The sequence below is a fragment of the Pseudoalteromonas sp. S2893 genome (assembly GCF_005887105.1).
GTDB lineage: Bacteria > Pseudomonadota > Gammaproteobacteria > Enterobacterales > Alteromonadaceae > Pseudoalteromonas > Pseudoalteromonas atlantica.
In genome coordinates this window covers 67,489-93,226 of the sequence record NZ_PNCY01000030.1, presented here as the reverse complement: position 1 = coordinate 93,226, position 25,738 = coordinate 67,489, and the positions used below count along the sequence as shown (strand labels likewise).

Here is a 25,738-nt window from a genome sequence, read left to right as displayed (position 1 = left end):
TGAGTTTACAAAAGGGGGGAAAGTTAGTTCAACCAACCTTGTTGTTTGCTTTTTATACTTAAATATAAAAGCAAAAACGCAATAACAATCACTAAAATAGGCATAAACACCGCGCTTACCCCCAGCATTTTAATGCTATTTATCACAATGAAATTATAAAATTGCTGAATAAATATCGCTACTAACGATAGCGCAAAGGTAGGCGTTGCAAGTGCATTTTTGGCCAATAGTAGTATGCAGCCAAGGGTGCCACCAAATACCGCTACAGCAAACGCAATGGTAGACCATAAAGGCACGTTTGAATATGCAGCTTGTTGATCTAACGGAAGTTTACTTATCATCTCGGGGGTCATCATAAGGTGCATTATAAATGCAAACACACCTAATAAATTCCAGATAAGTGCTGCCCACAGGGCGGGTTTAAACCAATTGGGTGTAGCTGAGGTTGTCATATTATTACCTTGTTTTTATTGTATTTTACGAGGTAATTAAAGAGCAAAAAGGCTAACTGTTCAAGCCAGCCTATACATATAATAAAATGGCACAAAGCGCTAAGGGCTAGCCAAATGAGATAGGGCGGCGCCCTGTGTTTTCATCAACCTTTGGCTTTTTAGAGCGCTTTCTTTTATTTTTTGCCGGCTTTTGAGCTGTTTCATTAGGTGTTTTTTCTGGCTGTGGCTGGGTTGTTACCACTGGGCGCTCTACAGGAGTCGCATCTTCACTTAAAGTGAGTTGAAAAAGCTCGCCATCAAATTCAAGTACATCGCCACTGTATAATTTTTTCCGTTTTATTGTACATATTTCATGGTTAACCCCAACATAGCCTTGCGCTATTAGGTTTTTAGCTTGGCCGCCACCTTCTACTAAATCGAGTACTTTTAGTAATTTACAAAGCTCTATAGGTTCTTCTTCAAGTTCAATTTCAATGTATTCTTCTGACATGGTTATCTCTGTTGGTGGCGCATAAGCAGCAAGTATAAAGGCTTGCACTGTTTTTTGCACCTAGCAAGCTCGCCCGAGTGGGATAAAAAAGAGTGATAAATATAAAACTTTTTTCAACTTTAAAAAAACTGCAGCATTTGATGCGTATGCTCTAGCAAAAATTTGGTGTGCTATTTGCTATTGCTTTGGCAAATAAAAAATCGTACCTAAAACATGGTAATTATTTCACCGTTTTAATTGTTTAGGTCTGCATATAATTGGAGCAGTAAATGGGCATAAGATTAGCAATGAAAAAAGAGCTAATGGGCTTAGATAATTCAGATATGCTGACAGCAGATGATGTAAGAGCTCACTTAGCTAACTCGGTAAAAACACAAAAAGAGCAAGATGAACGTGGCTTTTCGGTTATTTCTAAGTTTAACGATACGCACAGTCGGCTAATTAGTGGCGATACACTTAAAAAATCAAAACTGGAATTTGAACGTCATCGCTTATTTAATGAAGTTTTATATACACGCCAAAGTGTAGATGCTTGGTTAGACAGCCAAACAAATTATACCAACGTACAATAATACTTAATTAAGCACATGAGTATTAAGTTGCTATAGATAGTTACCTCCAATAGGCTACAGTTGTAATCATTGGGGGTCGCTATGAAAAATCGCATTTTAATCTGTATGTGGGCACTATTATTAACTGCGTGCCAACAACCTACCGTTTATGTTTTTAGTGAAAACTTGCAAGATGAGCAGCGCAAGCAGCTCGATGCTGCGCTAAAAGCACAAAATCTTCCTTATGAATACGTAGCGCTAGAAATCCCATCTACCTTTGGTGAGGCTACATTACTCTTATCAAGCGATAAAATTTACCCAAAAGAAACTGAGCAGTTAGCTATTATTATGCAAGAGCTAGGTTATCAGCCCGAAATTAACTACACCACACGATCAAATCACTTTTATGGTGATGGCAATATAGGCTTTTATCTAAAAAATGCAGTGGCGGGGTCAACCTTTGTTATGCCTAAAAAGTTACGAACAACTCAATGCAGCGAAGACAAGTACAATGATTTACTCGTCACAATTACAGATAAATATGCTGACTTTACCTTACCCAGTGGCGCTGTTGTAAGGTTAGGTTGGGAGTTTTTATATAGTTATGTTGTTATTTATTATAAAACCTACTCGCAAACATATAGCCACTCACAGCCGCTTGTAACGACGCCTTTTGGCGCTAAGCCATCCGATACGTATACATTTACGGCGCATGTTAATCTCCCCAGCTGGCTTGATTGCTCACTACAAATTGTTTATATGGACTGAGGGATAGAGTTAACCGTGGGTTTCTATGTGCTCACTCAGCTTTGCAATGCGCAGGCTCATACCTTCTATGATTCTATCTTTAATTTTTTCGCGTATTACATTAGGCAAGCGGGTCAGTGCCTCTGGGGTTATGGCAAGTACTATGGTGTCGGTTTTAGCGCGAGCGCTCGTACTGCGCTCGCGGTTATTAATAAATGCGCCTTCACCAATAAACTCACCGGGCTCTATAGTGCCAAGCTCCAGCAAGTGGTTATGTTTAAAAACAAGTAACGCACCACTTAATACAATGTATAAGCGTTTGTCGTTATCGTATTGTTTAAATAAAAACTGATGCTGGTTAACTAAATACAATAACCCAAACGACTCTAGTAGCACTTGGCGTTCAGCAAGGGTGAAGTCTTTAAAAAAGTGCAATCTATTCACTATTTCCATTTGTTTAAATAATGGAATGTGTTCTATTAATTTCATCCTAGGGCCAACGAGTAACGGTTAGAAGCTAGCTAATATTGCGCTCTTTTAATTTGCGGGTCAACGTGTTGCGCCCCCAGCCAATTTTTATGGCTGCATCTTGTTTATGGCCAGAGCAATTAGCCAGTGCTGTTTTTATAAGGCGAGTTTCAAGCTGAGCTTGAATATCAGGCCAAATGTTTTCTTTACCTTGCTTAAGCTCTTGATTGAGCCATTGCTGAAACGCATCAAGCCAATCACCTTCTTGTTGAACAGGCGCTGCATCAATGATCTCTGGTGGTAGGTCTTGCTCACTTACTAATTCACCAGGGGCCATAACGGTCAACCAGCGACAGGTGTTTTCAAGCTGGCGAACATTACCAGGCCAGCTAAATAGCCTAAGCTGCTCTGTGGCTTTTGGGCTTAGCACTTTACTTTCTACTTGTAGATCTTTTGCGCTTTTGTGTAAAAAGTGCTGTGCTAGGCGTTCAATGTCTTCAGTTCTTTCTCTAAGAGCCGGTAAACGAAGGCGCACAACGTTTAAACGATGAAATAAATCGTCCCTAAATTTACCCTGTTTTACTAAATCTTCTAAATTTTGATGCGTTGCAGCAATAATGCGTACATCAACTTTAATACTTTGGTGCCCTCCCACACGGTAAAACTCACCATCGGCGAGTACACGTAATAAACGTGTTTGCACATCCAGTGGCATATCGCCAATTTCATCTAAAAACAGTGTGCCGCCATTGGCTTGTTCAAAGCGGCCTTTACGAACGCTATCGGCACCAGTAAATGCGCCTTTTTCATGGCCAAATAACTCAGACTCTACAAGCTCTTTTGGAATAGCGGCCATGTTTAATGCAATAAACTGGTTTTCTTTACGTGGGCTGTGGTTATGTAAGGCACTGGCTACAAGCTCTTTACCTGTGCCTGACTCACCATTAATTAGTACGCTCATACTTGAAGCCGACAGTTTACCTATCGCTCTAAACACTTCCTGCATCGCAGGGGCTTCGCCAATAATATGGGCACTTTTAGGCGGAACTTGTTTACGCTTAGTTTTTTTAGTTGAGTTTGCTCTACAGGCACTTTCGATTAATGCCACGGCTTCGTTTAAATCAAATGGCTTGGCTAAGTACTCAAACGCGCCTTTTTGAAATGCGTTAACCGCTGAGTCTAAATCTGAGTGGGCGGTCATTATAATAACCGGCAGCCCAGGGTTTTGCTCAGCTATGAGTTCAAGCAATGCCATGCCGTCCATGCCTGGCATCCGTACGTCAGATACCAACACGGTTGGCTGGCTAAATTTTAGCGCGCTTAACACGTCTTGCGCATTTGCAAAGCTTTCTGCTTCAAACCCTGCGCGTGTCAGCGCTTTTTCTAATACAAAGCGAATTGATGCGTCATCATCTACAAGCCAAACTGTTTTCATGCCAACTCCAAAACATTAATCTGCAAAAGGCAGATAGATATTAAATTCAGTATGGCCAGGCCAGCTATCGCAGTCTATATAACCGTCGTGCTGATCTATGAGCGTTTGTGCGATTGAAAGCCCTAGCCCTGAGCCACCTTCTTTGTTGGTGATCATCGGGTAAAACAATGTTTCGCGAACGCTAGGGTCTATGCCTGGTCCATTATCAGAAACCTGGATCAACAAGGCTTTTTTAGGGGCTTTACCGGGGCGGCGATACTGATGATTAATGCGGGTTTTTATTTTTATTTCACCGCCATCAACTAACGCCTGTTGAGCATTGCGTACAATATTAAGTACAACTTGCTGAACCTTGCCTTGGTCAATAAACACATCAGGGATACTTGGGTCGTAATCTTTAACTAGACTAATATTTTTACAATTATCTAATGTGCTTAATTTAACAACCGACTCAAGTGTTTGATGAATATTGCCATACGACTTTTGCGGAAGCTGATTTGGCCCAAGTAGCCTATCAACTAATTCGCGTAATCGGTCGGCTTGCTCAATTATAAGCTCAGCGCATTCGTCCCTTTCTTGTTGATCTACCTCATACTGCAATAACTGCGCCGCTCCGCGTATTCCCCCTAAAGGATTTTTAATTTCGTGAGCAAGCCCTCTAATTAAATTTCGTGCAGCTTGATATTGATGCATTTGGTTAGAGGCTTTGTCGTGTTTTATTTCTTCATCGGTTTTACGACACTCAAGTAAAATATAGCGTTCGTTTTTAAACTTAACTTGGCGCGATGTAATGGCTATTTTTGCATGGCGAGAATCTATAAAGACCACGTCAGCTCTGTGCTGGCTGCAATCTACACCATCAACAAGTGAGTACTGGGCTATGCGCTCTAAATCCACAGAATGGTAATTAAATAAGCTGTTAAAGGTTTGCCCAATAATGCGCTTTTTACCCAAGCCGAGTAGTTCGCTGGTGCTGGTGTTGGCATAAACAAGGGTAAAACTTTTATCAAGTAACATGACCGATGTAGTTTGATTTTGCCAAATGGCATTGAGAAGTTCAGGGCTAAAATTTTGTTCGTTTGACATCTTTGCACCACTTTAGTGCGTTAATATTTGCAAGCAAGTTTTAATCAGTAAATACTGCTGCGCTAATTTTGCTTCATGAGACATTGTACTTAGTTTACAGCCTTTCTTTGCATCACAAAGGTACTGGGCTGACTGATAGCAATGGCTTGATTTTGTTTATTATAAAGTTTGAGATACAAAGTATGAGCTCCGTTTTCTACATCCCGTATAGCAAACGTTGATAAATCGCTTGCGGGCCCATAAGCGTTACCGTTTAAAAATAGCTGTATGGTAAAGCCAGCTTCAAAACGCGGTGTTATGCGGCTTGTTACGTACACCGAGCCGGTGTTTTCGCGTACGGTTTGGTTATGTGTAGGCGACGATATCATAATTTGAAAACGGTTAGGGTGTGTTGGTTGTGGTGAACCAGGGGGGTGTTTATCGGTCTCAGACAGGGTAAGATCTTGGCTGCTTAGTTTTATTTCGTGCGCGCCACTACGTGGTGTATCTGAGAACACTAAAACACCATTTTTATCTTTCCAAGCATAAATTTTCTTATTGCCTGCATAACTATAAATGCTTAATCCTAAAGCAAAAAATAGTAATAATATCCTGTAATTCACATTGCTACCCTGCATATTTTGTAATTACATAACTTTAGTGGAGATAACCCTAATTTACCATAAAAAAAAGCCCGCTAAGCGGGCTTGAGAACACACATTTATTATCTTATCGATAATTTTGTCTACGGCGTATTAAACGCTGTAGTACATTTCAAACTCAACTGGGTGAGTTGTCATGTTAAGTTTTTCAACTTCTTGAGATTTAAGTGCAATGTATGCATCGATTAAATCATCAGTAAATACGCCACCTTGCGTTAAGAATTCACGGTCAGCACTAAGTGCTTCTAGCGCTTCATCTAGTGAAGATGCAACTTGTGGAATTTCTGCTGCTTCTTCTGCTGGTAGATCGTATAAATCCTTATCCATAGCATCGCCAGGGTGGATCTTGTTTTTGATACCGTCAAGGCCAGCCATAAGCATTGCAGAGAAAGCAAGGTATGGGTTAGCAGTTGGATCTGGGAAGCGTACTTCGATACGACGACCTTTTTCAGATGGTACAACTGGAATACGGATTGATGCAGAACGGTTACGTGCAGAGTATGCAAGCATTACCGGTGCTTCAAAACCTGGTACTAAACGTTTGTAAGAGTTAGTTGAGGCATTTGCAAACGCATTGATTGCTTTAGCGTGCTTAATAATACCGCCAATGTAGTAAAGTGCATCTTCAGAAAGACCACCGTACTTATCACCAGCAAAAAGGTTAACACCGTCTTTTGCTAAAGATTGGTGACAGTGCATACCAGAGCCGTTATCGCCTACAACAGGCTTAGGCATAAATGTGGCCGTTTTTCCGTAAAGGTGAGCCATGTTATGAATAACATATTTCATCTCTTGGATTTCATCCGCTTTTAATACCATTGTATTAAAGCGAGTTGCGATTTCGTTTTGACCCGCTGTTGCAACTTCGTGGTGATGCGCTTCTACTACTTGGCCTAGTTCTTCAAGTACTAAACAAGTAGCTGAACGCCAATCTTGTGAAGAGTCAACTGGTGAACATGGGAAGTAACCACCTTTAACACCTGGGCGATGACCTGTGTTACCACCTTCGTAGTCTTTATCAGAGTTCCATGCTGCTTCAACAGCATCAATTTTGTACATAGAACCTGACATATCTGACTTGTATTTAACATCATCAAATAGGAAGAATTCTGGCTCAGGGCCAAATAAAACTGTATCTGCGATACCGGTAGATTTCATGTACTCTTCAGCGCGTTTAGCAACTGAACGAGGGTCACGCTCGTAACCTTGTAGTGTAGATGGCTCTACAACATCACAACGTACGATTAGCGTAGCTTCTTCTGTGAATGGGTCTAATTTTACTGAATCAGCTACTGGCATAAGTACCATGTCTGATTCGTTAATGCCTTTCCAACCTGCAATTGAAGAGCCGTCGAACATTTTGCCGTCTTCAAAAAAATCTTCATCTACTTGGTGATGAGGAATAGAAACATGTTGTTCTTTACCTCTAGTATCAGTAAAGCGTAAATCAATGAACTTAACGTCATTTTCTTTAATAAAATCTAAAACCGATTGTGACATGTGTCCTCCAACTGTTGGGTTTTATTATTGCTGCATTAAATGCTTTGGTTTTTAGTAAGCCGATTTTATGCCATTATTTTAACTTGCTGTTTATTAAGTTAAAAATTATGGTTGCACAAAAGTGGTCACGGACTTTGCACTTTTGTGGTGCGTAAAATATCCACATTGGTGCAAAAATTTCACGCTCGATTCTGCACGTATTTTAATCACCTAAATCAGCTTAACTTAAATAGTAAATAGTGCCAAAGCAATCAACAAATTAGCTAAAAAACGACAATTTATGTAATTTGTCGAAATTTATTTCATATAATTGTCATATAAAAAACAGATACTTAGTAAAAGTATTAAGAAAGTTTTTAAAATTGTATTGGATAAACTTTCATCCATGTCATTAATGAGGGATAATATGCGCCCTTTTAAATCCTATGCTGGGACATCTGGTGAAAACGCAGATGAGTGCGTAGATCTTGCAGGATCAATGAGAATAAACTTCTCTGAGTAAAAATATGAGCATCGAACAGTTAAGAAATATAGCGATTATCGCGCACGTTGACCACGGTAAAACGACATTGGTTGACAAACTACTTGAGCAATCAGGTACATTAGAAACACGCGGCGGTAACGAAGAGCGTGTGATGGACTCAAACGACATTGAGAAAGAACGTGGTATTACCATTTTGGCTAAAAACACAGCCATTTCTTGGAAAGACTACCATATCAATATCGTAGATACCCCGGGACACGCCGATTTTGGTGGTGAAGTTGAACGCGTACTTTCGATGGCTGACTCAGTATTATTACTTGTTGATGCTCAAGAAGGTCCAATGCCGCAAACGCGTTTCGTAACGCAAAAAGCATTCGCGCAAGGCTTAAAGCCAATTGTTGTTATCAACAAAATCGACAAGCCAGGTGCACGTCCTGATTGGGTTATGGATCAAATCTTTGATTTATTCGACAACCTTGGTGCAACTGACGAACAGCTAGACTTTAAAGTAATCTACGCTTCAGCAATCAACGGTTGGGCTACACTAGATTTAGACGAGCCGTCTGACAACATGGAACCTATGTTCCAAATGATCGTTGACGAAGTATCACCACCGGATGCAGATCCTGAAGGTGACTTCCAAATGCAGATTTCTCAGCTTGATTACAACTCTTATAAAGGTGTAATCGGTATCGGCCGTATCAAACGTGGTTCTGTTGTGCCTAATCAGCAAGTAACGATTGTTAGTGCTGATGGCTCTACGCGTAACGGCAAAATTGGTTCAGTACAAAGCTACCTAGGTCTTGAGCGTATCGAAACAGATAAAGCTTACGCTGGTAACATTGTAACGGTAACAGGTCTTGGCGAGCTTAAGATTTCAGATACTGTTTGTTGCCCTAACAACGTTGAAGCATTACCACCACTAAGTGTTGATGAGCCAACAGTAACAATGACGTTCTCTGTAAATAACTCTCCTTTCTGTGGTAAAGAAGGTAAGTTTGTAACATCACGTAATATTCGTGAGCGTTTAGACAAAGAATTAGTACATAACGTTGCACTTCGTGTTGCAGATACTGACAACCCAGATAGCTTCCGCGTATCGGGCCGTGGTGAATTACACCTTGGTATCTTAATCGAAAACATGCGTCGTGAAGGTTATGAGCTAGCTGTATCTCGTCCAGAAGTAATCTTACGCACTGTTGATGGCGTATTAGAAGAACCGTATGAAACACTAACAATTGACTGTGAAGAAGAGCATCAAGGTTCTATCATGGAGCAAATTGGTCTTCGTAAAGGTGAACTTACTGATATGGCACCAGATGGTAAGGGCCGTATGCGTTTAGACTTTATGATCCCAAGCCGTGGCTTAATCGGTTTCCAAACTGAGTTCATGACGTTAACTTCAGGTTCTGGTTTACTTTACCATACATTCGATCACTACGGTCCGCACAAAGGTGGCGAGCTAGGTGTTCGTAAGAACGGCGTAATGATTGCAAATGCTACAGGTAAAGCACTTACTAACGCATTATTTAACTTACAAGAGCGTGGTAAATTATTCATCGGTCACGGTGTTGAAGTTTACGAAGGTATGGTTATCGGTATTCATAGCCGCGATAACGACCTTACAGTTAACGCCCTTAAAGGTAAGCAACTTACTAACGTTCGTGCATCTGGTACAGATGAAGCACAAACATTGACGCCACCATTGAACTACACACTTGAGCAAGCGCTTGAGTTCATCGATGATGACGAGTTAGTAGAAGTAACACCTGAGAACATTCGTATTCGTAAGCGTCACTTAACTGAAAGTGAGCGTAAGCGTGCGGGTCGTGCTCCAAAATCATAATCTATTAATTTAGAGTAATGGTTTAAAAGCCGCTGTATTGCAAAATACAGCGGCTTTTTTGTGGGTTAAAACAAGAGTCGTCAGTTGTACGAACTGTGATCATACCGCTAAAAGCGCAGCGCCTCTTATCCTCTTTGTGAATAATTCACTTAAAAAATATTTGCACAAGGAGGAGGGAATGAGAAGTAAAAGAGTCAGAGCTTAAACAATCGATAATGCAAAGCATCATAATTGTTGGTAGGGCATTTTTTCGTTGGGTTTCGCTACGCTCAACCCAACCTACTTCTCAACTATTTATTAGTGGTTACTTTTTGGCAGCAGGGTAATTTTGCCAAAGACATCTGCGTCTATAAAACCGCGGTTTCTGTCGCCATTGACTGGCTGTACTTCGTGAGAGCCCATAAAGTGCTCGCGTACTTCGCTGCCATCGTTATCGCAATACGCGAGCATAAAACCAATGACTTGTTTTTCATTAAGCGTAATGGGCGTGTTTACAGCGCCTTCTTGGTAATCGTTAGGGTAGAGCTTTATAGCAACTTCCCAGGTGATGTTATAAGGGGCTTGGGTATTACGCTTCCAGTTACTTGTTAAGTGGTCGGTGTATAAATGGGCTTTTTTATCGGGGCCGTAATCGGCGGCTTGGTTATCAAGGCCGATGTGATATGCCAACGCGGTATGGTTAAATTGGTGAATACCACCTGAGGCGTCGCTATCGATAAAAATTTCCAGCGCATCGTCATCCCAATATTTTACGGTCGGGTCTGGATGCGTATCAATAAGTACATCGTCAGTTATATCCGCTTGTAAATACAGGTAGTTTTTATCCCACAGCAGGCGGTAGCGGCCTTTAAAGTCGGCATCTGATGAGGGCAAGGTGCCATCCATTAAATGCGGCATATCATGCCACGTTGCTTTATCCCATGCGCTTTCAGATACGCCATCGATAGTAATAGGGGTCGATGTGTGCGCTACATCAATGGCCATTACTGGGGCGCTTAATAAACAGATTAAAGCTAATGCGTGTTTTTTCATTAATTTCTCAATGTTAATATGTATTTAGATATAACAATCATCCTAAAACAGTTCAGCAATGAGTTACAGTGAAATACTTTCGCCTTCGTTTAAAATATATAAAGGTGTGGTTGAAGCCATTTTATTGTGCATATGTAGCAACCTTAGCAGTGCTGAATGGCTTGTCCGGTCGCCCATTTTCCAGCTTGAGTTACCATAGCCCCACGGTATCATTACTTTACAGTTAAGATCGCTAGCTGCATTTACAGCATCCTCTGGTGTGGTGTGTACATAACGATACCAAGTAGGGCTGTCTTCACTGTAATACGAGGCTATAGGCAGTAGGCATATGTCTATATCGCCATACTTTTGCTGAATGTCTTTAAAGTGTTTTGAGTAGCCGGTATCGCCTGCAAAAAACACGGTACTGCCGTTTTGCTCAAGCAACCAGCCATTCCATAGGTCTTTATCGTTATCTTCGTAAATAAAGGGCACCAATACGCGGCTACTAAAGTGGTGCGCTGGTAGGGCATGAATCGTTAAATCATCAAGCTGTGTTTTTGCATACCAGGCCATTTCGCTAATGTTATAGCCACCAGTAGGGAAGTTGTCGGCCATACCTAATGGCGTTAAGTATCGAGGTTTATTACCAAGCTCTTCTATATCGGCTTTATTAAAGTGATCGTAATGAATATGCGAGTACATCACTGCACTTAAGTTTTTAAGCTCGTTTTGTGTAAGCCAATCGCCGGGTTGCCTGTAAAACCCTGAGGCTAACCTAAAGGCTAAATCAACAGGTGAGTCGAACTGCTCTTTTACAGGGTCAAATAGCACGTGTTGTCCGTTAGGTGTGCGAATCATAAACCCAGCGTGTCCTAGCCAGCGCACGGTAAAGCCCGTATTTAAATTAATTGGCTTTTGCTCAGCAATAAATTGGCAATCTTCAGCGTCTTGTTTGCATTGTAATTTAGGGCTTGGCGGGTAGCAGCCGGTTTCGCAGGTGGTGGGGTAGGTTTTTTTGCCAGGGTAGAGGTTATAAAAGCGTCCTTTTCGCTCCCCTGTTTGATGCTGCGGGGTAAGCGTGTTTTCCCCTGCAATCACCTCAATGCGATTAGTAGTTTCGCAAGCGCTAAGCAATCCACAAATAAATACAAGGCTGGTGGTTTTTAGTTTCATCGTTGTTATCTATTATTATTTTTATAAAAGTATAACAACATCAAAAGATTAACAAATAGTTCAAAGGTAACAAAACGTAACAACAAAAAAGCCTGCAATATGCAGGCTTTGTTAGGCAGATTTTAATTGATTAGCCAGCGCTATTCATTTGCTCTATAAACTTGTTTGAATCGGCAATTGATTTATTCATGTCGTTCATCAGCACTTGAATATCACGCTTTAAATTAGTGAATTCGCCTTTAATAGCGGCAACCGCTTGTGCGTTTAAGTTATGCTTTAGGTACAGTACGTTATCTTGTAAAGACGATAGCACTGGTTCCATTTTGCTTTCTGCACTGCGCATAGAGCGTAGTAACTGGCTAAATTGGCGTTGTGTAGCCGCTAGCTTTTTACTGCTTTCGCGTTTAAGCGACGCGCTTTTGTATTGCTCAAGCTCATCGCTCCATTCATCAAATAAAGCTTCTGCTACATCTTCAACTTTATTAATATTGCTCGACACTTCATTAGCGGCTGCTAAGCTCGACTCATAATCGTCGTTAAGTTGATTGTAGGCATCTTGTAACTCGCCGCCGTCAAAATTAATTAAAGTTGTTAGGCGCTCAAGTGCTGATTGAAATTCTTCTTGCGACTCTTCTTGTGAATCTTTGGTTTCTTCTACGCGGTCAATAAGAATGTCGCGCTTATGTACACCTACTTTTTCCATTGCAGAATAATAGGCCGACTGACAGCCCGATAAAGTAAGCGTAATGGCCAGTACCGAGGCGCTAAGTAATGTTTGTTTTTTCATTTGGATCCCTATTTACCAGTAAGTGCTGTAAATTATGGTGCTGATTGCTATCATAATCAAAATTCGATTAGCACAAGTCAATTGTATGAATGATAAGCTCTCCCTTTATAAACAGCAAGCTATCTCCTTTTTGAAGCAGCAGCCAAGCTGGTGGATGCAATACGTTAACCGCTGTATAGACGATCAAATTACGGTAAATGCAGGCTACCTTGCCTATGTTACTTTGCTTTCTTTAGTGCCTTTGATAGCGGTAGGCGTGGCAATATTTTCGGCCTTCCCGGGGTTTGAGTCGACCCGCATAGCCATAGAAAGCTTTTTGTTTACTAACTTTGTACCTACCTCATCTGATGTTATTAAAGAGCATATAAGCTCCTTTGCTGGCAATGCGAACCAAATGACCGCCGTGGGTATTGGCTTTTTAGCGGCGATTGCATTGCTGCTTATACGTAATGTTGATGCCACGCTTAATCGTATTTGGCGTATTAAGAAAAAACGCCCCATGATGATCTCTTTTGCGGTTTATTGGATGGTATTGAGCTTAGGCCCCGTACTACTGGGCGCAAGTATTGGTGTTACATCGTATATTGTTTCGTTAGTGTCGTTTGCCGATCAGGGCATTCCTGGGTTTAGTGGCTTTTTGTTAAAGCTGGTGCCTTATGGCTTTTCGATGATTGGCTTTTTAATGTTATACACTTTAGTACCTAACACGCCTGTATCTATTCGGGCTGCGCTACCGGGGGCTCTTTTTGCGGCAGTATTATTTGAGCTGACTAAAAAAGGCTTTGCGCTTTATATTAGCCACTTTCCATCGTACGAAGTAATTTATGGCGCTGTTGCGACCATTCCTATTTTATTTGTGTGGGTGTATTTGTCGTGGGTGGTGGTGTTATTAGGGGCCGAATTTACCGCCTGTATAAGCCCTAATCATGTACCACAAACACCAGAAATAGACATTGATGAAGAACTAAAAACAGAGGAACGCAGTTAAATGCAAGGCTTAATACAACGTGTAAAAAGTGCCAAAGTAGAAGTTGATAACCAAGTTATAGGTGAAATTGGCCAAGGTATTTTATTGTTACTCGGTGTTGAAAAACCAGACGATGAGCAAGCCGCCGACAAACTATTGCATAAGGTAAGTAATTACCGAATATTTACCGATGAAAACGACAAAATGAACTTAAGCCTAAAAGATATAGGCGGTGAGTTACTCGTGGTGTCGCAATTTACATTAGCGGCTGATACTAAAAAAGGCATGCGGCCAAGCTTTTCATCGGCAGCCACACCTAGCCAAGCTAACGCGCTTTACGAGTACTTTGTAACTCAAGCTAAAGCGCAGGGTATTAGCGTGGCAACGGGAGAGTTTGGCGCCGATATGCAAGTGAGCTTGTGTAACGATGGGCCTGTTACGTTTAACTTATCGGTTTAATTACCAGCTTTAGTAACAATAATAATATGATTCACAAAGCCCGCAATTTTATGCGGGCTTACTTTTACGCCAAACACATTAAATAGTAACTGCTGTAACTGAATTAACTGCGACTCATGTTGCGACAAAAAGTTTATAAATAGCGTGCCACCTGCGTTTAGCGCATCGTATATTTTTTGATAAAAAGCGCGTTCAAACAAAAATCGAGGTGCATCTATCTGGCTAAATAAATCAAGAATAATCCAGTCATGGTTATGTGCCTTGCTAAGTACATTTTGCGCGTCATCACACTGCACGTCACTTTGGTTTTTAAGAGCGAAAAAATCTGTATAGCAGGCAATTATATCTGCATTTTTTTCAACTGATGTTACGTGTGCCTGCGGGTAAGTGTATTGTAAGTAATTACGTATAGCGCCACCGCCAAGGCCAAGTTCTAACACATGATTTGGTGGTGCTAAGGTTTGCCACTGCTTAGCTAAATAGGTTAAATGTGGAAATAGTAAGCGCTGTGGATTGTTAAGCTCTATCACCGATTGCAACGTATCGTTGATTAGCAGCCAGCGAAGCTGACCGGATTGGCGAACCTGTATGTGATCGCCTGCATATTTATGCCAGTAAACTAGTTGCCCAATATCTTGGCTGTGACTAATAAAGTGGCTACTCACTACACCCGTTAAAGGGTTTATAAAATCGCTCATAACATTAAGGGCCTGTTGACCTTTCAGGATTAAAGTTTGTTCAATTTAGGGGCGATTTAATCGCGGCGCGAGATTTGTAACCTAGTGGGCTAGGTAACTGCTCCTGCGTTACTCTACTGGCTTACACCCATGTAGGCAACAAAGAGTAAATTCCCCCAAGGCAGAACCCTTCGCTCAGTGCATGTTCAATCTCTAAAGGCCCAGCATAAACTAGCTGATGCGATGGGTAAAACAGTTATTTTTTCGCTTGCTTACCAAAGTCGTATTGGCAGTGTTTAAAAGATGGAGTATGGTATTTGCCATAATAATTCCAACCAACTTAATCTTTAATTTTCTAATGTAAAAACCAATGTGCAGGTTAAAGAGTTATTCAGTTGGATTACATGCCGTAGCCTTTATTTTTTATTTACGGCAAAACAACAGGAGTATATATGTTTCAAGTAACGACACCGCAGAGCAGCGAAGACTGGCAAGCGTACTATCAATTACGTTGGGAAGTACTACGTGCGCCTTGGAATGAGCCTCGTGGCTCTGAACAAGATGATATGGAACAAGACTCAGAGCATCGCTTTATAAAAAATAACAACGGTGATGTGCTTGGTGTGGCCCGTTTACACTTTAACAACCATGAGCAAGCGCAAGTACGTTACATGGCCGTAGCCGAAGGCAACCGTAATCAACATATTGGTAGCCGTTTATTACACGAGCTTGAAAAAATAGCATGGACGCAAAATGCAGGCGAATTAGTGTTATTTGCTCGCGAGCGTGCGCTTGAGTTTTATAAGCGCCATGGCTACGAGCTAAAAGAAAAAGCCCACTTAGCGTATGGCGATGTACAACATTTCAAAATGATTAAGCAAAAGCCTAGTGAGCCGGGTTGGTTTCGCCACCCTGATTGGACGCAAGTACTGCAAAATATTTGGCGTGAATCAATCCCAATTAGTGATGCAATGGGTATAAAAGTAGAAAGCTACACAGATTGGCAGTTTACAACGCGTGCAGATTTAGACGCTAACTTAAACTTACACAACACTATGTTTGCAGGCTCTATATACAGCTTAGCAACCTTAACCGGTTGGGGCGCAACGTACTTAGCGCTTAAAGAGGCAGGGCTTGAGGGCAATATTGTATTAGCCGATGCCACTATAAAATACTTAAAACCACTTAATACCGACCCACGCGGTTGTGTTGATGTGCAAACCTGTAAAGGTAAGCTCAGTGAGCTGGAAACAACAGGCAAAGCAAGTTATGTAGTACCTGTTACTATATTTGATGGCAGCGATGTTGTTGCAGAGTTTGAAGGGGTGTTTGCCGTTAAAAAATAACGAGTAACGCTTTAATAAAAAAGCCAAGCACTTTATAAAAGGGCTTGGCTTTTTTTATTGCGTATTAATAAATTAAAGTAAATCAGTAAGTAATATACCTACACCAATACGCTCTACATCAGCGTTATAATCAATTAGGCTTTCACCGTAACCGTTAAAATATTGTGCGTAGCCACGCAAACGACCCCAAAGCGGGAATGACCAATCTAGTTGAAGTGCACCACGGTTATCTGAATTTAAATTGTTACGAGTCATAAAGCTAAACTCGTGATCGTGATAACGATACGCCCCGCCAAATTCAAAGTAACCCATGTATTTGTAAATATCTGGATTGTCGTCGCCATCGGCTTCTAATATATTGTCTTTTTCATCCTCGGCAATGCGATACCAAGGTTTAAAGCTAAATACAAAACCGCTCTTTTCCCATATAAAATCGGCGTAAATTCGGTTCCATGAACGAGAGTTTGGCTGGCTGCGGCCATTAGATTGGTGCGAAATACCCAGCGCTATGGCCATTTCGTCGCCCCAAAGTACGTTTTCTTGGTCTAGGTAGTTTACCCAAAATATTTCTGGTTCGTAGTTGGTTTCACGAAACGGAGAAGAAATCTCTGAGTTATAAATTTGCCAATACGACTGCAAGGTAAAGCCAAAAAATATGGCTTGGTCGTCATCTGCAAAATCATCGTACAGTGGCACTTTAATAGAAAGCTGGTATTTAGCCTCTAGGTTATCAAGGGGTTCGCCATTTTCTTCATCTGTTAGCTCGTCAAAGCCATCAAACGGGCGATCGTTAGGGTGCGAGACATACGATAAAGGTAAAATGTAGTTACGTTTATGCGGCGTAATTACGTTACGATTTTTTTTGCTTACCTCTTCGCGAGCCTTGCGTTTATCAAGTGCGGTAAGTTGTTTGTTTTCTTCAAGGGCGGAGCATTTTGTGCGCAGCTCGTCTAGGGTTTGCTTACCATCGCCACCAATTACTTCATTTAAAATACATTGCTTAACTAGCTCTATGTCGTTGTCTTGTTCATTTTTTTTAACCTCTTGTTGGGCAAAAGAGGGTGTGCTTAGTAAAGCCGTAACTGCAATCCAATAACGCCAGCTCATTGTTTATTCCTTTGAGAGTAAGGTAGATTTATAAATTATAACGTGTTTTTACATTTGTAACGGTGAACTTTCACTGAATTTACACTTATTTGATTACCTTACGTTTACACCGTTATCACAGATCAAAAAAAGCGGCATATAGCCGCTTATATTGTAAGTTAGTTAACTTACTCTCACGCAATGAGAAGGGGGAGTTATAGCGCGGTCCGTTATAACTCAAATACGTTAGTAAAAAACTTATATAGTTCAGTGCCTTGGTTTACGCTTGCTGAGGCAAAATGCAAAATAGCAATTGCATCGCAATCAAGGCTTAATGTTTGTAGGGGCTGCTCAGTTAAATAGCGCTCCATGCGTAATATATGGGCTATTGGCTCACCTGCCTTTATGTGTGCGCCTAACGGAGCAACATATTCAACCATGCCGCCAATCGGCGCATAATAAGCAAAGTAGTCATCTAAATGGCACGCATAACGGGTCATCTGCTTAGGTTGATGCGCTGCATCTACTAATACATTTTTATGGTTCAAATAGCTTAAAATGCTGTTTGCATCATCAAAGGCGGCTGCTAAATCTATTTTTTCTTGGCTGCCTAGCTCTACTGTAAAGGCCTCAACCTGTACATTGAAGTCCCTGCCTTGCGCACTAAGTGCATCACTTAGATGCCACCATGGGCAAAAGCTAGCTTCATCCATTGCGCCATCAAAGTCGCTTGGAATTAGCAGTACGTGTTCAATATTAAAATAACGTGCGCTGTCGCTGGCATACGTTGGACAGTACAGATGCTTACTTGAAATAGGCCCCGTGTGTAAGTCGAGCACGAGATCGGCTTGATGCGCAAGCTTTTGCAGGTTAAGCGCAATGCGTTTACCGGTATTGAGCAAGTAAGCTGGGCCGTTAAGTTTGGCATCTATTTCATCAAGCAGGGCTTTTTTAAAATTACTTTTTAAAGCTGCATCGTCGTACTGGCTATGCTCGTGTGCAAACTGGGTGACTAAATCACTATTGTAGTGATACATACGGTTCCAGTTAGTGCCAGTAATAGGGTCGAATCGGCCAAGGGTAAATTCCCCTGATTTTTGATTACAACCAATAGGGTTAGCATAAGGTACTAAGGTAATGTCGCCTTTTAAATTGAGCTGTTTTAACTGCTCTAGCAGCTGAAAAATAACCGCGTTACCTTGTACCTCGGCGCCATGCATATTGGCTTGAATATACACGCTTGGCCCGCTGCCATCGCCTTTTAAGCGATACACCGGAATAGTTAGGGGTAAGCCGTTTGCTACTTCCCCTACTACAATGTTTTCTTGGCTAATGGGTGTTGTTATGCTCATGTTTATTACCTTAAGTAGTGACTGGCATCTTCTGCTTGGCGCACACACGTGAGCTCGCCATTTTGTAACACGTATTCTGCAGCTAGTTCATGGCATAAAAAATAGGGCATGCTTTCGGTAAAACCATAGGCGCCACATTGGCTAAACACCAGCCAGTCTTGCTCGTTTAAATCGCTTGGTAGGGTATGCTCGCCTAAGCAATCAAGGGCAGTACATAATGGGCCATATAAGCTCATTGCTTGTTCTGGCGCTGTTGATTCGCGCAGTAACGCCGCAGGAAAATCTTGGCTTGTAACAGCAGGGCGCAATAAGTGGTTAATACCACCGGTTAAAATAACTTGCTGTTGCCCGTAGTTTTGTTTGCACTCAACGACGGGGTTAGCGTAATGACCGCATTCGCCTACAGCGTAACGGCCAAGCTCCATCCAAAGCTCGTCTACACCCGCATCTTTTTTAATTTTTGCCAGCGCGGTGATTAATCCATCCCACTCAAGTGTTGCATCGTTTGGTGTGTAAGGAATACCTAAACCGCCGCCTAAGTCTAAAATTTTAAGGTTTATATTTAAGTTATTAGCCAAGGTGGTAAGCGGTGCAATCATTTGCGACCACAGCTCGCTTAGCTTTTGCGTGCTAAGCATGTTGCCCCACTGAAAAATATGCAGACCATCAAAATTAAGTGCTGGGTAATCGCCAGTATTGAGCGCTTGCCATTCATCGCAACCAAGCCCAAACGGAGTAAGGCTGTCACCCCCTAATGGGTTTTTTTCACCTTCTGGCCAGCGTAATTGCACACGCAGTAATATTTGCAGCTGCGTATTTTGCAGCTGCGCTTGCTGGTTTAACCAACGTACTTGATTGAGGCTTTCGGCAACAAAAATACGCACGCCGCGCTCAATAAAGTGTTTAATTTGTTTAGGGCTCTTTGCAGGCCCTGTGTTGAGCACGCGCTGTGAACTAATACCTTGTGCAAGGACTTGTTCAAGCTCACCTTTACTTGCTACGTCAAAGTTAAATCCGGCGCTGTCTAGGCATTGAATAACCTTAGAAAGCGGATTGGCTTTTACCGCATACCAAAGCTTTACATCGGTTTGCGCAACTAAACGGGTAAGGTGTGCGTTTAGTTTGTCTAAGTCGTAAACAAAAAAAGGTGTATCAAGTTGCTGAGTAAGTGTATTTACGGCGGCCTTGATAGGCGTGCTCAAAAAGCTCATTATCGTAAAACCTCTTCTAGCAATAACGATGCATCGCTTTGCTCGTCGCGGTATTTAACAATGAGTGCACACGACATGCTTAAGCCTTGCTCACGAGCCCATTCGTTAGACGCAGGGCGAGAGCCTGGTATTACAATAGCGTACTCTGGAATTGGCTCGCCTTTATCTAGCTGGCGCTCGTTAACACAGTCGTAAACCGGAATAGTGGCAGATAAACGCACGCCTGGTGCAAGTACAGCGCCTTTTTTAACCACTACGCCTTCAACAATGACACAACCTGCGCCAATAAACGCATCGTCTTCAACCACGACTGGGCTTGCCCCAATTGGCTCAAGTACACCACCAAGTTGAACAGCTGCGCTTAAATGTACATTTTTACCAACTTGTGCACACGAACCCACTAATGCGTGGCTATCAACCATAGTGCCTTCGTCGATGTATGCGCCAATATTTACGTACGCTGGTGGCATAATAATAGTGCCTTTAGCTACGTAGGCTCCGCGGCGAACACTGGTGCCACCTGGTACCATACGCACGCCATCGTCAGTGCTAAATTCTTGCGGTGCAAGGTTGTGCTTATCAACAAACCCGCCTGCAAACTCGGTGTTAGTGCCATTTTTAAAGGCTTCTAAAATGCCTTGTTTTACTTCTACGTTAGCTTCCCATTGGCCGCTTTCGTTTTGTGATGCTGCGCGTACTGCGCCCGATTCTAAATTATTTAGTAGTTCTAACCAGCTCATTATAAAAACCTGTGTTTAATGCCAAGATAAAATGGTGTCGTTTGCAGTGGTAATGCAATCGGTTTGCGTTAACTCAAGATGCGTTAAAGGTGGACGCAACAGTGGGCTATTTAAACGCCCTTGCTGGTGCATTAGCACTTTAACGGGAATAGGGTTTGCTACAGCAAATAGGCTATTGATAGCGCGAGTCCACTGAGCAAATAAATTGGGGTGTTGACCGCTTAGGCTGCGCTTTACAAATTCGTGTGTTTGCAAAGGCCATGCATTGGCCGCAACCGAAACTAAGCCTTTTGCACCTGCTTGGGCAAAGTAGGGCATAAGTGCATCGTCGCCACTGTATAGCGCTAAATTAGGCGCGGCTTGTCGGTATGCTTCAAATTGGGTGATGTTGCCACTTGCTTCTTTTAAAGCCCACAGTTTTGGGTGCGCTTTTAAGTTTTCAATGGTTTCGATAGGAATGCTTACACCGCTGCGCCCAGGTACGTTGTACAACATACACGGATGCGCGCTTTCGTTTAATAAGCTTTCGTACCAATGTGTTTGACCTACAGCCCCTGGTTTTGCATAAAGAGGCGAGCCTAATAAGTAGCTGTGAATAGGTAATTGGTTACAGTAGCTAACCCATTCTTTTTGTTGGGCCAAATTACTACCACCAACAGCAACCATAAGCGGTACACTGGGTTTTAATTGGCACACGTGCTCAACAATGCCTTGCTGCTCTTTAAGCGTAAGGGCTAAGCCTTCACCTGTGCTACCGAGCAGTAAAATACCGTTGTGTGCCGCTTCTTGTTCGCTAACAAGTGTTGTGAGCGTGTCGTAGTCAACATTACCTTGTTGATCAAACGGCGTAACAAGCGCTGTCCACAGTGCGTAGTCGTCTAAATTGAAGTTGTGAATCATCTCTTACGAACCTATAAGGTGTTCGAGATATTAAGGAGGCTGTATGATGTGAGCCGCATTAACGTCGTTCGAACAGTATTCGAAGAGCGAATGGGCTTAAAATAATAGGGCGCACGGCCTTATTATTTAAGACCAGAAGCTCTCCACCAAACTAATAAGCTGTTTTAAAACAGCTATTGGTGACAGTCGCTAGGATTCAACCTAGTCGCCCGAAGTAATTGCTTCGCAAAAGCGTTTACCTCTCGGCGGTATTCCCCTCACATATGCTCACTGGAGTTTGCGCTCCTAACATACGCTACCTGAATAACGCACCTCTTCTAGCCCTTTGTATTTTATTTAACCGCTAAAGGTTTAACAAAATACAATTTAAATAGGGTAATTGCGGCGATTAAAACATTTTAGCCGTCTAGGTGTCAAGTTGCAGGATACAGATTAGTTCATCGAAAATGTGGGTGGTTACGTATTGGCTGCTTTTCTCGTAAACTAACCCTATGAGCAGTGATGAGGTATTTAATAAGTATGGAAAAATTTAGCGATATTTATAAGCGAGCAGTAGAGCGAAAAGGTTCTGAAAAAATGCTTAAGTTATTACTCGCAAAACCCTTATCTAAAAAAGCATTAAGCGCATTAAGTGACGACGATTGGCTTGAAGAGTTTACCCGTAAAGTATTTCAAAGCGGGTTTTACTGGTCGGTAATAAACAGTAAATGGCCAGGTTTTAGAGAGGTTTTTTGGCAGTTTAGTGTTGATAAATTACTTATGATGCCGCCCGATATGCTCGAGCAAAAAGCAACTGATGAGCGCATTATTCGTAATTATAAAAAGGTAAAAACAATTCCTGAAAATGCCTACATGATCCACGAAATAGCTCAGGAACATGGCAGTTTTAGCAAGTTTGTAGCTAACTGGCCAAGCGATGACATTATTGGTTTATGGGCATATTTAAAAAAACACGGCGCCCGTTTGGGCGGCAATACAGGCCCGTATGCCTTAAGAGCGCTTGGTAAAGATACTTTTTTACTTTCGCGAGATGTAGAAAGTTACCTAAGAGCGCACAAAATTATCGATGGCGGCCTGCAGACTAAAAAATCACTCACTGCCGCACAGGCGTTTTTTAACGAAATGCAAAAGCAAAGTGGTTTGAGCCTGCAAGAACTTAGCTTAATTGTGGCTTACAGCGTGGGCGACAATCGCGTAGGCATAAGCCAACAAACAGAGGATTAACCATGAAACTAGTGCCAAGATACACAGACATAGCAGATAACTTCGCAATAGAGGATAGTCCTTCAAGCGTTGCAGCTGCGCAATTACTTTTGTGGAACGAAGCGTTAGCACAGCAGTTTAATATAGATGTTGAGCCTGCGCTGCGCGCCAGTACTTTTGCTGGTAACGAGCCACAACCGGTAAATGCTGTAGCGCTTGGCTATTCTGGGCATCAGTTTGGGCACTTTTCGCCGCGCTTGGGTGATGGGCGAGCGCACTTACTGGGTGCTATCAGCGATGATAAAAATCAGCTGTGGGATATTCAGTTAAAAGGCTCAGGCGCCACGCCTTTTTCAAGAGGAGGCGATGGGCGATGTGCACTAGGCCCCGCTATTCGCGAGTATATTATGAGCGAAGCTATGCATGGCTTAGGGATTAAAACCACGCGGTGTTTGGCTGTTGTCGGCACAGGTGAAGCTGTTTATCGTAATCCGCCGCAACCAGGCGCAATTGTTACCCGCTTAGCAAGTAGCCATATTCGCGTTGGCTCGTTTCAGTATTTAGCAACTCAAGGTGATGTAGAGGGATTAAAAAAATTAGCTGATGTAGCCATTGAGCGTCATTATCCAAGTATTCAATCAGCAGGGGCTCAGCGCTATTTAGACTTTTTAGAAGCCGTTATAAATAGTCAGCTAGCGCTGGTTATTAGCTGGATGCGAGTAGGCTTTATTCATGGCGTTATGAATACTGATAATACCTTGATAAGCGGCGAAACTATCGACTACGGCCCGTGTGCAATGATGAATACCTTTGATTTTGATACCGTGTTTAGCTCAATTGATAAGCAAGGTCGCTATGCCTATGGTAATCAGCCAAATATTGTAAGTTGGAACTGCGCGCGTTTAGCCGAGAGCCTAATCCCGCTAATAGATGAAGATGACGAACAAGCTGTAAGTTTAATGACGCCGCTAATTAATCAGTTTTCTACGTTATTTAACGAGCAATATAATCAAATGTGGGCACAAAAATTAGGCTTAGCAGGTTATAACGAAGACGATGTAGAGCTTGTAAGTAAGTTATTATTGTTATTTCAAGAGCATAAGCTCGATTACACCAATACCTTTGATGGCCTAACCGAGTCACTAAAGGGTGGCAAAGTGCCAGATGAATTAACGCAATGGGCCATGTTATGGCAAAAAAGATGTGATGAAAACAGCTATAACCTAATGAGAGCGGCTAACCCAAGGGTTATACCGCGTAATCACATCGTCGAAGAAATACTTGCGCAATATAATCAACACGGCGAGAGCGAGCTGTTAAGCGACTTCTTAGCGGTAATGAGTAACCCATATGATAAAACAGCTAATTTAGCCCGCTTTCAAGAGACAGGTAAAGATGACAAGGGCTATCAAACTTTTTGCGGTACTTAAGTATTGTAATTAATTGTAAGTTTTTGATTATAAATAGTCATTTTTGAATAATGCAGTGTACAATGATTGAGCAGTTACACACTCGGTGGTATTGTGCGCATTCATAAAAAGTAACTATTTATAAATTACCATAATTTATTAATTGCAGATTAGGTAAAAATTTTTACTTAACCTACAATTGGTGGTTGGAATGCCTGTAGATCGTTGAAAAAATTTATAAACTTTATTTTTCGTTAAGTATCGATTAACAAAAGCTCGGGTAGTGTGTACAAAACTGGTTGAGCTAGTATTGATTAGCTACAATTTTCTAAGTTGTTAAAATGGGAAGAAAACAATGAAATTAAAATCACTTACAATTGCAATTGCGTTAGCTGCAACTAGCGCGTCTACATTCGCTGCCGATAAAGAAGAAGGTTTCTACATTGGTGCATTTGGTGACTACTATGATGCGTCATGGGAAAACATGCGCGCTCAAGCTGGCCTTGACGTAAACGAGTCAACTGGTTGGGGTGTAGAAGCAGGTTACCGTTTCAGCGATTACTGGAGCGCACGCCTTGAGTATGCAGATATGGACTTTAACGCGTTCGATAAAGCTGCGGGCAATCGTAATAATATCGACGGCGAGCGTTACGGTATTGATGCGCTTTACCACCTTGACGGCGGCCCTTTCTACGGTCTATTCGGTATTAAAGAAATGGACGTAGTAGATGACAACACATTCTTAAACGCAGGTGTTGGTTACCAACACTTTATTACTGATGGCTTTTTCGTAAACGCTGAAACTGCGGTATACCAAGGTCTTGATAAAGGTTACACAGATGTAGGTGCTAAAATTGGTATTAACTACTTATTTGGCCAAAACTCTATGCCTGCACAGCCTGTAGAGCCAGCGCCTACAGCAGTAGTAGAAGTACCTGTAGAACCTAAAGACAGCGACAACGACAACATCCTAGATAAAGATGATAAATGTCCTAACACGCCAATGACAGACGCTGTTGATGGCGATGGCTGTACTTTATACGAAGACCGTGAAGTAACAACAAGCTTATTAGTTACTTTCCCACATGATTCTGCACAAGTTGGTCAACGTTACTTTGACGACATTGCATCAGTATCTGAGTTCTTAAAAGAGCACGAAGATACAACTGTACTACTTGAAGGCCACGCGTCAGCGGTAGGTAACGCAAACTACAACAAGATGCTTTCTAAAAAGCGTGCTGATGATGTAGCACAAGAGCTAATTAAAGATGGCATTGCTGAAGATCGCATTACAACTGTTGGTCTAGGTGAAGAACGTCTTAAAAACACAGCTAACACGAAAGAAGCTCACGCTGAAAACCGTCGTGTAGAAGCACATGTAAAATCTATTGAACGTGTAAAAGTTAAGCGTTAATAGTTACTTACTTTATTTTAAAAACCCAGCTTAGTGCTGGGTTTTTTTATGCCTTTAAAACAGCATATGCAGTATTAGCCTGATTAAACAAGAATGATTATTACTTAACAAACATTCACGAAAATAGAATTTATGCTTACCACTATTCATAATATTTATAGTCGGTATAATCAGTTGCTTAGCTGGATGGATTTTCATCTATACATAAAAGCTTTATAATCCCGCGTTAGAATACTATAAGTATAGGGTTACTTTTTTTGCGCATGAGGCGCTACCGAATACTTTCACGTCACCAAGAGG

25 protein-coding genes and 1 riboswitch are annotated in these 25,738 nt (G+C 41.8%); of the genes, 9 read left to right on the top strand and 16 right to left on the bottom strand.

The window, feature by feature from the left end; all coding sequences use genetic code 11:
• Positions 1 to 23: 23 nt before the first annotated feature.
• Both CWC04_RS14610 and CWC04_RS14605 read right to left on the bottom strand, forming a co-directional pair.
• Positions 24 to 452, bottom strand: a complete 429-nt coding sequence (locus CWC04_RS14610) for a hypothetical protein (RefSeq protein WP_055255159.1) — start codon at positions 450 to 452, stop codon at positions 24 to 26.
• A gap of 106 nt (positions 453 to 558) precedes the next feature.
• Positions 559 to 942 (bottom strand): RNA-binding S4 domain-containing protein, encoded by a 384-nt coding sequence (locus CWC04_RS14605; protein WP_138685791.1) that lies wholly within the window; start codon positions 940 to 942, stop codon positions 559 to 561.
• 269 nt (positions 943 to 1,211) lie between these two features.
• Between CWC04_RS14605 and CWC04_RS14600 the strand changes: the two genes are divergently transcribed.
• Complete coding sequence (locus CWC04_RS14600; protein WP_126005524.1) at positions 1,212 to 1,514, top strand: hypothetical protein; 303 nt, start codon at positions 1,212 to 1,214, stop codon at positions 1,512 to 1,514.
• 81 nt (positions 1,515 to 1,595) lie between these two features.
• Positions 1,596 to 2,261, top strand: a complete 666-nt coding sequence (locus tag CWC04_RS14595; protein WP_138685780.1) for a hypothetical protein — start codon at positions 1,596 to 1,598, stop codon at positions 2,259 to 2,261.
• Positions 2,262 to 2,270: 9 nt separating this feature from the next.
• Here the strand turns inward: CWC04_RS14595 and CWC04_RS14590 are convergent, their stop codons facing one another.
• From CWC04_RS14590 to glnA, 5 genes are all read right to left on the bottom strand, one after another.
• Positions 2,271 to 2,729: a cyclic nucleotide-binding domain-containing protein gene (locus tag CWC04_RS14590; protein ID WP_004589450.1), complete on the bottom strand. Its 459-nt coding sequence runs from the start codon at positions 2,727 to 2,729 to the stop codon at positions 2,271 to 2,273.
• Between the two features lie 28 nt (positions 2,730 to 2,757).
• Positions 2,758 to 4,143, bottom strand: coding sequence for a nitrogen regulation protein NR(I) (gene glnG, locus CWC04_RS14585; RefSeq protein ID WP_004589451.1), 1,386 nt, complete (start codon positions 4,141 to 4,143; stop codon positions 2,758 to 2,760).
• A gap of 15 nt (positions 4,144 to 4,158) precedes the next feature.
• The gene (glnL, locus tag CWC04_RS14580; RefSeq protein ID WP_004589452.1) at positions 4,159 to 5,229 is read right to left on the bottom strand and encodes a nitrogen regulation protein NR(II); all 1,071 of its coding nucleotides are present in this window, start codon (positions 5,227 to 5,229) and stop codon (positions 4,159 to 4,161) included.
• 89 nt (positions 5,230 to 5,318) lie between these two features.
• The gene (locus CWC04_RS14575) at positions 5,319 to 5,831 is read right to left on the bottom strand and encodes a DUF4124 domain-containing protein (RefSeq protein WP_138685779.1); all 513 of its coding nucleotides are present in this window, start codon (positions 5,829 to 5,831) and stop codon (positions 5,319 to 5,321) included.
• Between the two features lie 132 nt (positions 5,832 to 5,963).
• Positions 5,964 to 7,370 (bottom strand): glutamate--ammonia ligase, encoded by a 1,407-nt coding sequence (gene glnA, locus CWC04_RS14570; RefSeq protein ID WP_024031998.1) that lies wholly within the window; start codon positions 7,368 to 7,370, stop codon positions 5,964 to 5,966.
• A 506-nt stretch (positions 7,371 to 7,876) separates the two neighbouring features.
• On the opposite strand from glnA, the gene typA reads away from it, so the two are divergent.
• A complete protein-coding gene (typA, locus tag CWC04_RS14565; RefSeq protein ID WP_004589455.1) occupies positions 7,877 to 9,700 on the top strand; it encodes a translational GTPase TypA in 1,824 nt (607 codons plus the stop codon).
• Positions 9,701 to 9,997: 297 nt separating this feature from the next.
• Here the strand turns inward: typA and CWC04_RS14560 are convergent, their stop codons facing one another.
• The 3 genes from CWC04_RS14560 to CWC04_RS14550 all read right to left on the bottom strand — a co-directional run bounded on the left by CWC04_RS14560 (position 9,998) and on the right by CWC04_RS14550 (position 12,674).
• Positions 9,998 to 10,732, bottom strand: coding sequence for a CBM9 family sugar-binding protein (locus CWC04_RS14560; protein ID WP_138685778.1), 735 nt, complete (start codon positions 10,730 to 10,732; stop codon positions 9,998 to 10,000).
• Between the two features lie 63 nt (positions 10,733 to 10,795).
• On the bottom strand, positions 10,796 to 11,887 hold the full coding sequence (locus CWC04_RS14555) for an MBL fold metallo-hydrolase (RefSeq protein WP_138685777.1): 1,092 nt from the start codon (positions 11,885 to 11,887) through the stop codon (positions 10,796 to 10,798).
• A 130-nt stretch (positions 11,888 to 12,017) separates the two neighbouring features.
• On the bottom strand, positions 12,018 to 12,674 hold the full coding sequence (locus tag CWC04_RS14550; RefSeq protein ID WP_004588426.1) for a DUF2959 domain-containing protein: 657 nt from the start codon (positions 12,672 to 12,674) through the stop codon (positions 12,018 to 12,020).
• Between the two features lie 85 nt (positions 12,675 to 12,759).
• On the opposite strand from CWC04_RS14550, the gene CWC04_RS14545 reads away from it, so the two are divergent.
• Together CWC04_RS14545 and dtd are read left to right on the top strand one after the other, a co-directional pair.
• Entirely contained in the window at positions 12,760 to 13,662 is a 903-nt protein-coding gene (locus CWC04_RS14545) for a virulence factor BrkB family protein (protein ID WP_024032002.1), read from the top strand.
• A complete protein-coding gene (gene dtd, locus CWC04_RS14540) occupies positions 13,663 to 14,100 on the top strand; it encodes a D-aminoacyl-tRNA deacylase (protein WP_054983371.1) in 438 nt (145 codons plus the stop codon). It abuts the gene before it with no gap.
• Here the strand turns inward: dtd and CWC04_RS14535 are convergent.
• Positions 14,097 to 14,798, bottom strand: coding sequence for a spermidine synthase (locus CWC04_RS14535; RefSeq protein WP_138685776.1), 702 nt, complete (start codon positions 14,796 to 14,798; stop codon positions 14,097 to 14,099). The two genes, dtd and CWC04_RS14535, sit on opposite strands and share 4 nt — an antisense overlap.
• Before the next feature lie 431 nt (positions 14,799 to 15,229).
• Between CWC04_RS14535 and CWC04_RS14530 the strand changes: the two genes are divergently transcribed.
• Entirely contained in the window at positions 15,230 to 16,123 is an 894-nt protein-coding gene (locus tag CWC04_RS14530; RefSeq protein ID WP_024032005.1) for a bifunctional GNAT family N-acetyltransferase/hotdog fold thioesterase, read from the top strand.
• Positions 16,124 to 16,195: 72 nt separating this feature from the next.
• Here the strand turns inward: CWC04_RS14530 and CWC04_RS14525 are convergent, their stop codons facing one another.
• From CWC04_RS14525 to dapA, 5 genes are all read right to left on the bottom strand, one after another.
• On the bottom strand, positions 16,196 to 17,230 hold the full coding sequence (locus CWC04_RS14525) for a phospholipase A (protein ID WP_004588421.1): 1,035 nt from the start codon (positions 17,228 to 17,230) through the stop codon (positions 16,196 to 16,198).
• A 209-nt stretch (positions 17,231 to 17,439) separates the two neighbouring features.
• On the bottom strand, positions 17,440 to 18,561 hold the full coding sequence (locus CWC04_RS14520; RefSeq protein WP_138685775.1) for a succinylglutamate desuccinylase/aspartoacylase family protein: 1,122 nt from the start codon (positions 18,559 to 18,561) through the stop codon (positions 17,440 to 17,442).
• Positions 18,562 to 18,566: 5 nt separating this feature from the next.
• Positions 18,567 to 19,772 carry a PLP-dependent decarboxylase gene (locus tag CWC04_RS14515; RefSeq protein ID WP_138685774.1) on the bottom strand — a complete coding sequence of 402 codons (1,206 nt, stop codon included), beginning with the start codon at positions 19,770 to 19,772 and terminating at the stop codon, positions 18,567 to 18,569.
• Positions 19,772 to 20,512 (bottom strand): 2,3,4,5-tetrahydropyridine-2,6-dicarboxylate N-succinyltransferase, encoded by a 741-nt coding sequence (locus CWC04_RS14510; RefSeq protein ID WP_029773501.1) that lies wholly within the window; start codon positions 20,510 to 20,512, stop codon positions 19,772 to 19,774. Before CWC04_RS14510 ends, CWC04_RS14515 begins: the two co-directional genes overlap by 1 nt.
• Positions 20,513 to 20,527: 15 nt before the next feature.
• Positions 20,528 to 21,412 carry a 4-hydroxy-tetrahydrodipicolinate synthase gene (dapA, locus tag CWC04_RS14505; RefSeq protein WP_029773500.1) on the bottom strand — a complete coding sequence of 295 codons (885 nt, stop codon included), beginning with the start codon at positions 21,410 to 21,412 and terminating at the stop codon, positions 20,528 to 20,530.
• A gap of 128 nt (positions 21,413 to 21,540) precedes the next feature.
• Positions 21,541 to 21,737, bottom strand: a riboswitch (Lysine riboswitch).
• Between the two features lie 194 nt (positions 21,738 to 21,931).
• Here dapA and CWC04_RS14500 point away from each other — a divergent pair.
• The 3 genes from CWC04_RS14500 to CWC04_RS14490 all read left to right on the top strand — a co-directional run bounded on the left by CWC04_RS14500 (position 21,932) and on the right by CWC04_RS14490 (position 25,438).
• Positions 21,932 to 22,636 carry a DNA-3-methyladenine glycosylase I gene (locus CWC04_RS14500; RefSeq protein ID WP_138685773.1) on the top strand — a complete coding sequence of 235 codons (705 nt, stop codon included), beginning with the start codon at positions 21,932 to 21,934 and terminating at the stop codon, positions 22,634 to 22,636.
• Positions 22,637 to 22,638: 2 nt separating this feature from the next.
• The gene (locus tag CWC04_RS14495) at positions 22,639 to 24,045 is read left to right on the top strand and encodes a protein adenylyltransferase SelO (protein WP_138685772.1); all 1,407 of its coding nucleotides are present in this window, start codon (positions 22,639 to 22,641) and stop codon (positions 24,043 to 24,045) included.
• A gap of 334 nt (positions 24,046 to 24,379) precedes the next feature.
• A complete protein-coding gene (locus CWC04_RS14490) occupies positions 24,380 to 25,438 on the top strand; it encodes an OmpA family protein (RefSeq protein ID WP_004588161.1) in 1,059 nt (352 codons plus the stop codon).
• Positions 25,439 to 25,738: the final 300 nt, after the last annotated feature.

What these genes read in the sequence shown, in the direction of transcription:
- CWC04_RS14610 (WP_055255159.1), bottom strand. Translation starts at nt 452, where the DNA reads ATGACAACCTCAGCTACACCCAATTGGTTTAAACCCGCCCTGTGGGCA.
- CWC04_RS14605 (WP_138685791.1), bottom strand. Translation starts at nt 942, where the DNA reads ATGTCAGAAGAATACATTGAAATTGAACTTGAAGAAGAACCTATAGAG.
- CWC04_RS14600 (WP_126005524.1), top strand. Translation starts at nt 1,212, where the DNA reads ATGGGCATAAGATTAGCAATGAAAAAAGAGCTAATGGGCTTAGATAAT.
- CWC04_RS14595 (WP_138685780.1), top strand. Translation starts at nt 1,596, where the DNA reads ATGAAAAATCGCATTTTAATCTGTATGTGGGCACTATTATTAACTGCG.
- CWC04_RS14590 (WP_004589450.1), bottom strand. Translation starts at nt 2,729, where the DNA reads ATGAAATTAATAGAACACATTCCATTATTTAAACAAATGGAAATAGTG.
- glnG (WP_004589451.1), bottom strand. Translation starts at nt 4,143, where the DNA reads ATGAAAACAGTTTGGCTTGTAGATGATGACGCATCAATTCGCTTTGTA.
- glnL (WP_004589452.1), bottom strand. Translation starts at nt 5,229, where the DNA reads ATGTCAAACGAACAAAATTTTAGCCCTGAACTTCTCAATGCCATTTGG.
- glnA (WP_024031998.1), bottom strand. Translation starts at nt 7,370, where the DNA reads ATGTCACAATCGGTTTTAGATTTTATTAAAGAAAATGACGTTAAGTTC.
- typA (WP_004589455.1), top strand. Translation starts at nt 7,877, where the DNA reads ATGAGCATCGAACAGTTAAGAAATATAGCGATTATCGCGCACGTTGAC.
- CWC04_RS14560 (WP_138685778.1), bottom strand. Translation starts at nt 10,732, where the DNA reads ATGAAAAAACACGCATTAGCTTTAATCTGTTTATTAAGCGCCCCAGTA.
- CWC04_RS14555 (WP_138685777.1), bottom strand. Translation starts at nt 11,887, where the DNA reads ATGAAACTAAAAACCACCAGCCTTGTATTTATTTGTGGATTGCTTAGC.
- CWC04_RS14550 (WP_004588426.1), bottom strand. Translation starts at nt 12,674, where the DNA reads ATGAAAAAACAAACATTACTTAGCGCCTCGGTACTGGCCATTACGCTT.
- CWC04_RS14545 (WP_024032002.1), top strand. Translation starts at nt 12,760, where the DNA reads ATGAATGATAAGCTCTCCCTTTATAAACAGCAAGCTATCTCCTTTTTG.
- dtd (WP_054983371.1), top strand. Translation starts at nt 13,663, where the DNA reads ATGCAAGGCTTAATACAACGTGTAAAAAGTGCCAAAGTAGAAGTTGAT.
- CWC04_RS14535 (WP_138685776.1), bottom strand. Translation starts at nt 14,798, where the DNA reads ATGAGCGATTTTATAAACCCTTTAACGGGTGTAGTGAGTAGCCACTTT.
- CWC04_RS14530 (WP_024032005.1), top strand. Translation starts at nt 15,230, where the DNA reads ATGTTTCAAGTAACGACACCGCAGAGCAGCGAAGACTGGCAAGCGTAC.
- CWC04_RS14525 (WP_004588421.1), bottom strand. Translation starts at nt 17,230, where the DNA reads ATGAGCTGGCGTTATTGGATTGCAGTTACGGCTTTACTAAGCACACCC.
- CWC04_RS14520 (WP_138685775.1), bottom strand. Translation starts at nt 18,561, where the DNA reads ATGAGCATAACAACACCCATTAGCCAAGAAAACATTGTAGTAGGGGAA.
- CWC04_RS14515 (WP_138685774.1), bottom strand. Translation starts at nt 19,772, where the DNA reads ATGAGCTTTTTGAGCACGCCTATCAAGGCCGCCGTAAATACACTTACT.
- CWC04_RS14510 (WP_029773501.1), bottom strand. Translation starts at nt 20,512, where the DNA reads ATGAGCTGGTTAGAACTACTAAATAATTTAGAATCGGGCGCAGTACGC.
- dapA (WP_029773500.1), bottom strand. Translation starts at nt 21,412, where the DNA reads ATGATTCACAACTTCAATTTAGACGACTACGCACTGTGGACAGCGCTT.
- CWC04_RS14500 (WP_138685773.1), top strand. Translation starts at nt 21,932, where the DNA reads ATGGAAAAATTTAGCGATATTTATAAGCGAGCAGTAGAGCGAAAAGGT.
- CWC04_RS14495 (WP_138685772.1), top strand. Translation starts at nt 22,639, where the DNA reads ATGAAACTAGTGCCAAGATACACAGACATAGCAGATAACTTCGCAATA.
- CWC04_RS14490 (WP_004588161.1), top strand. Translation starts at nt 24,380, where the DNA reads ATGAAATTAAAATCACTTACAATTGCAATTGCGTTAGCTGCAACTAGC.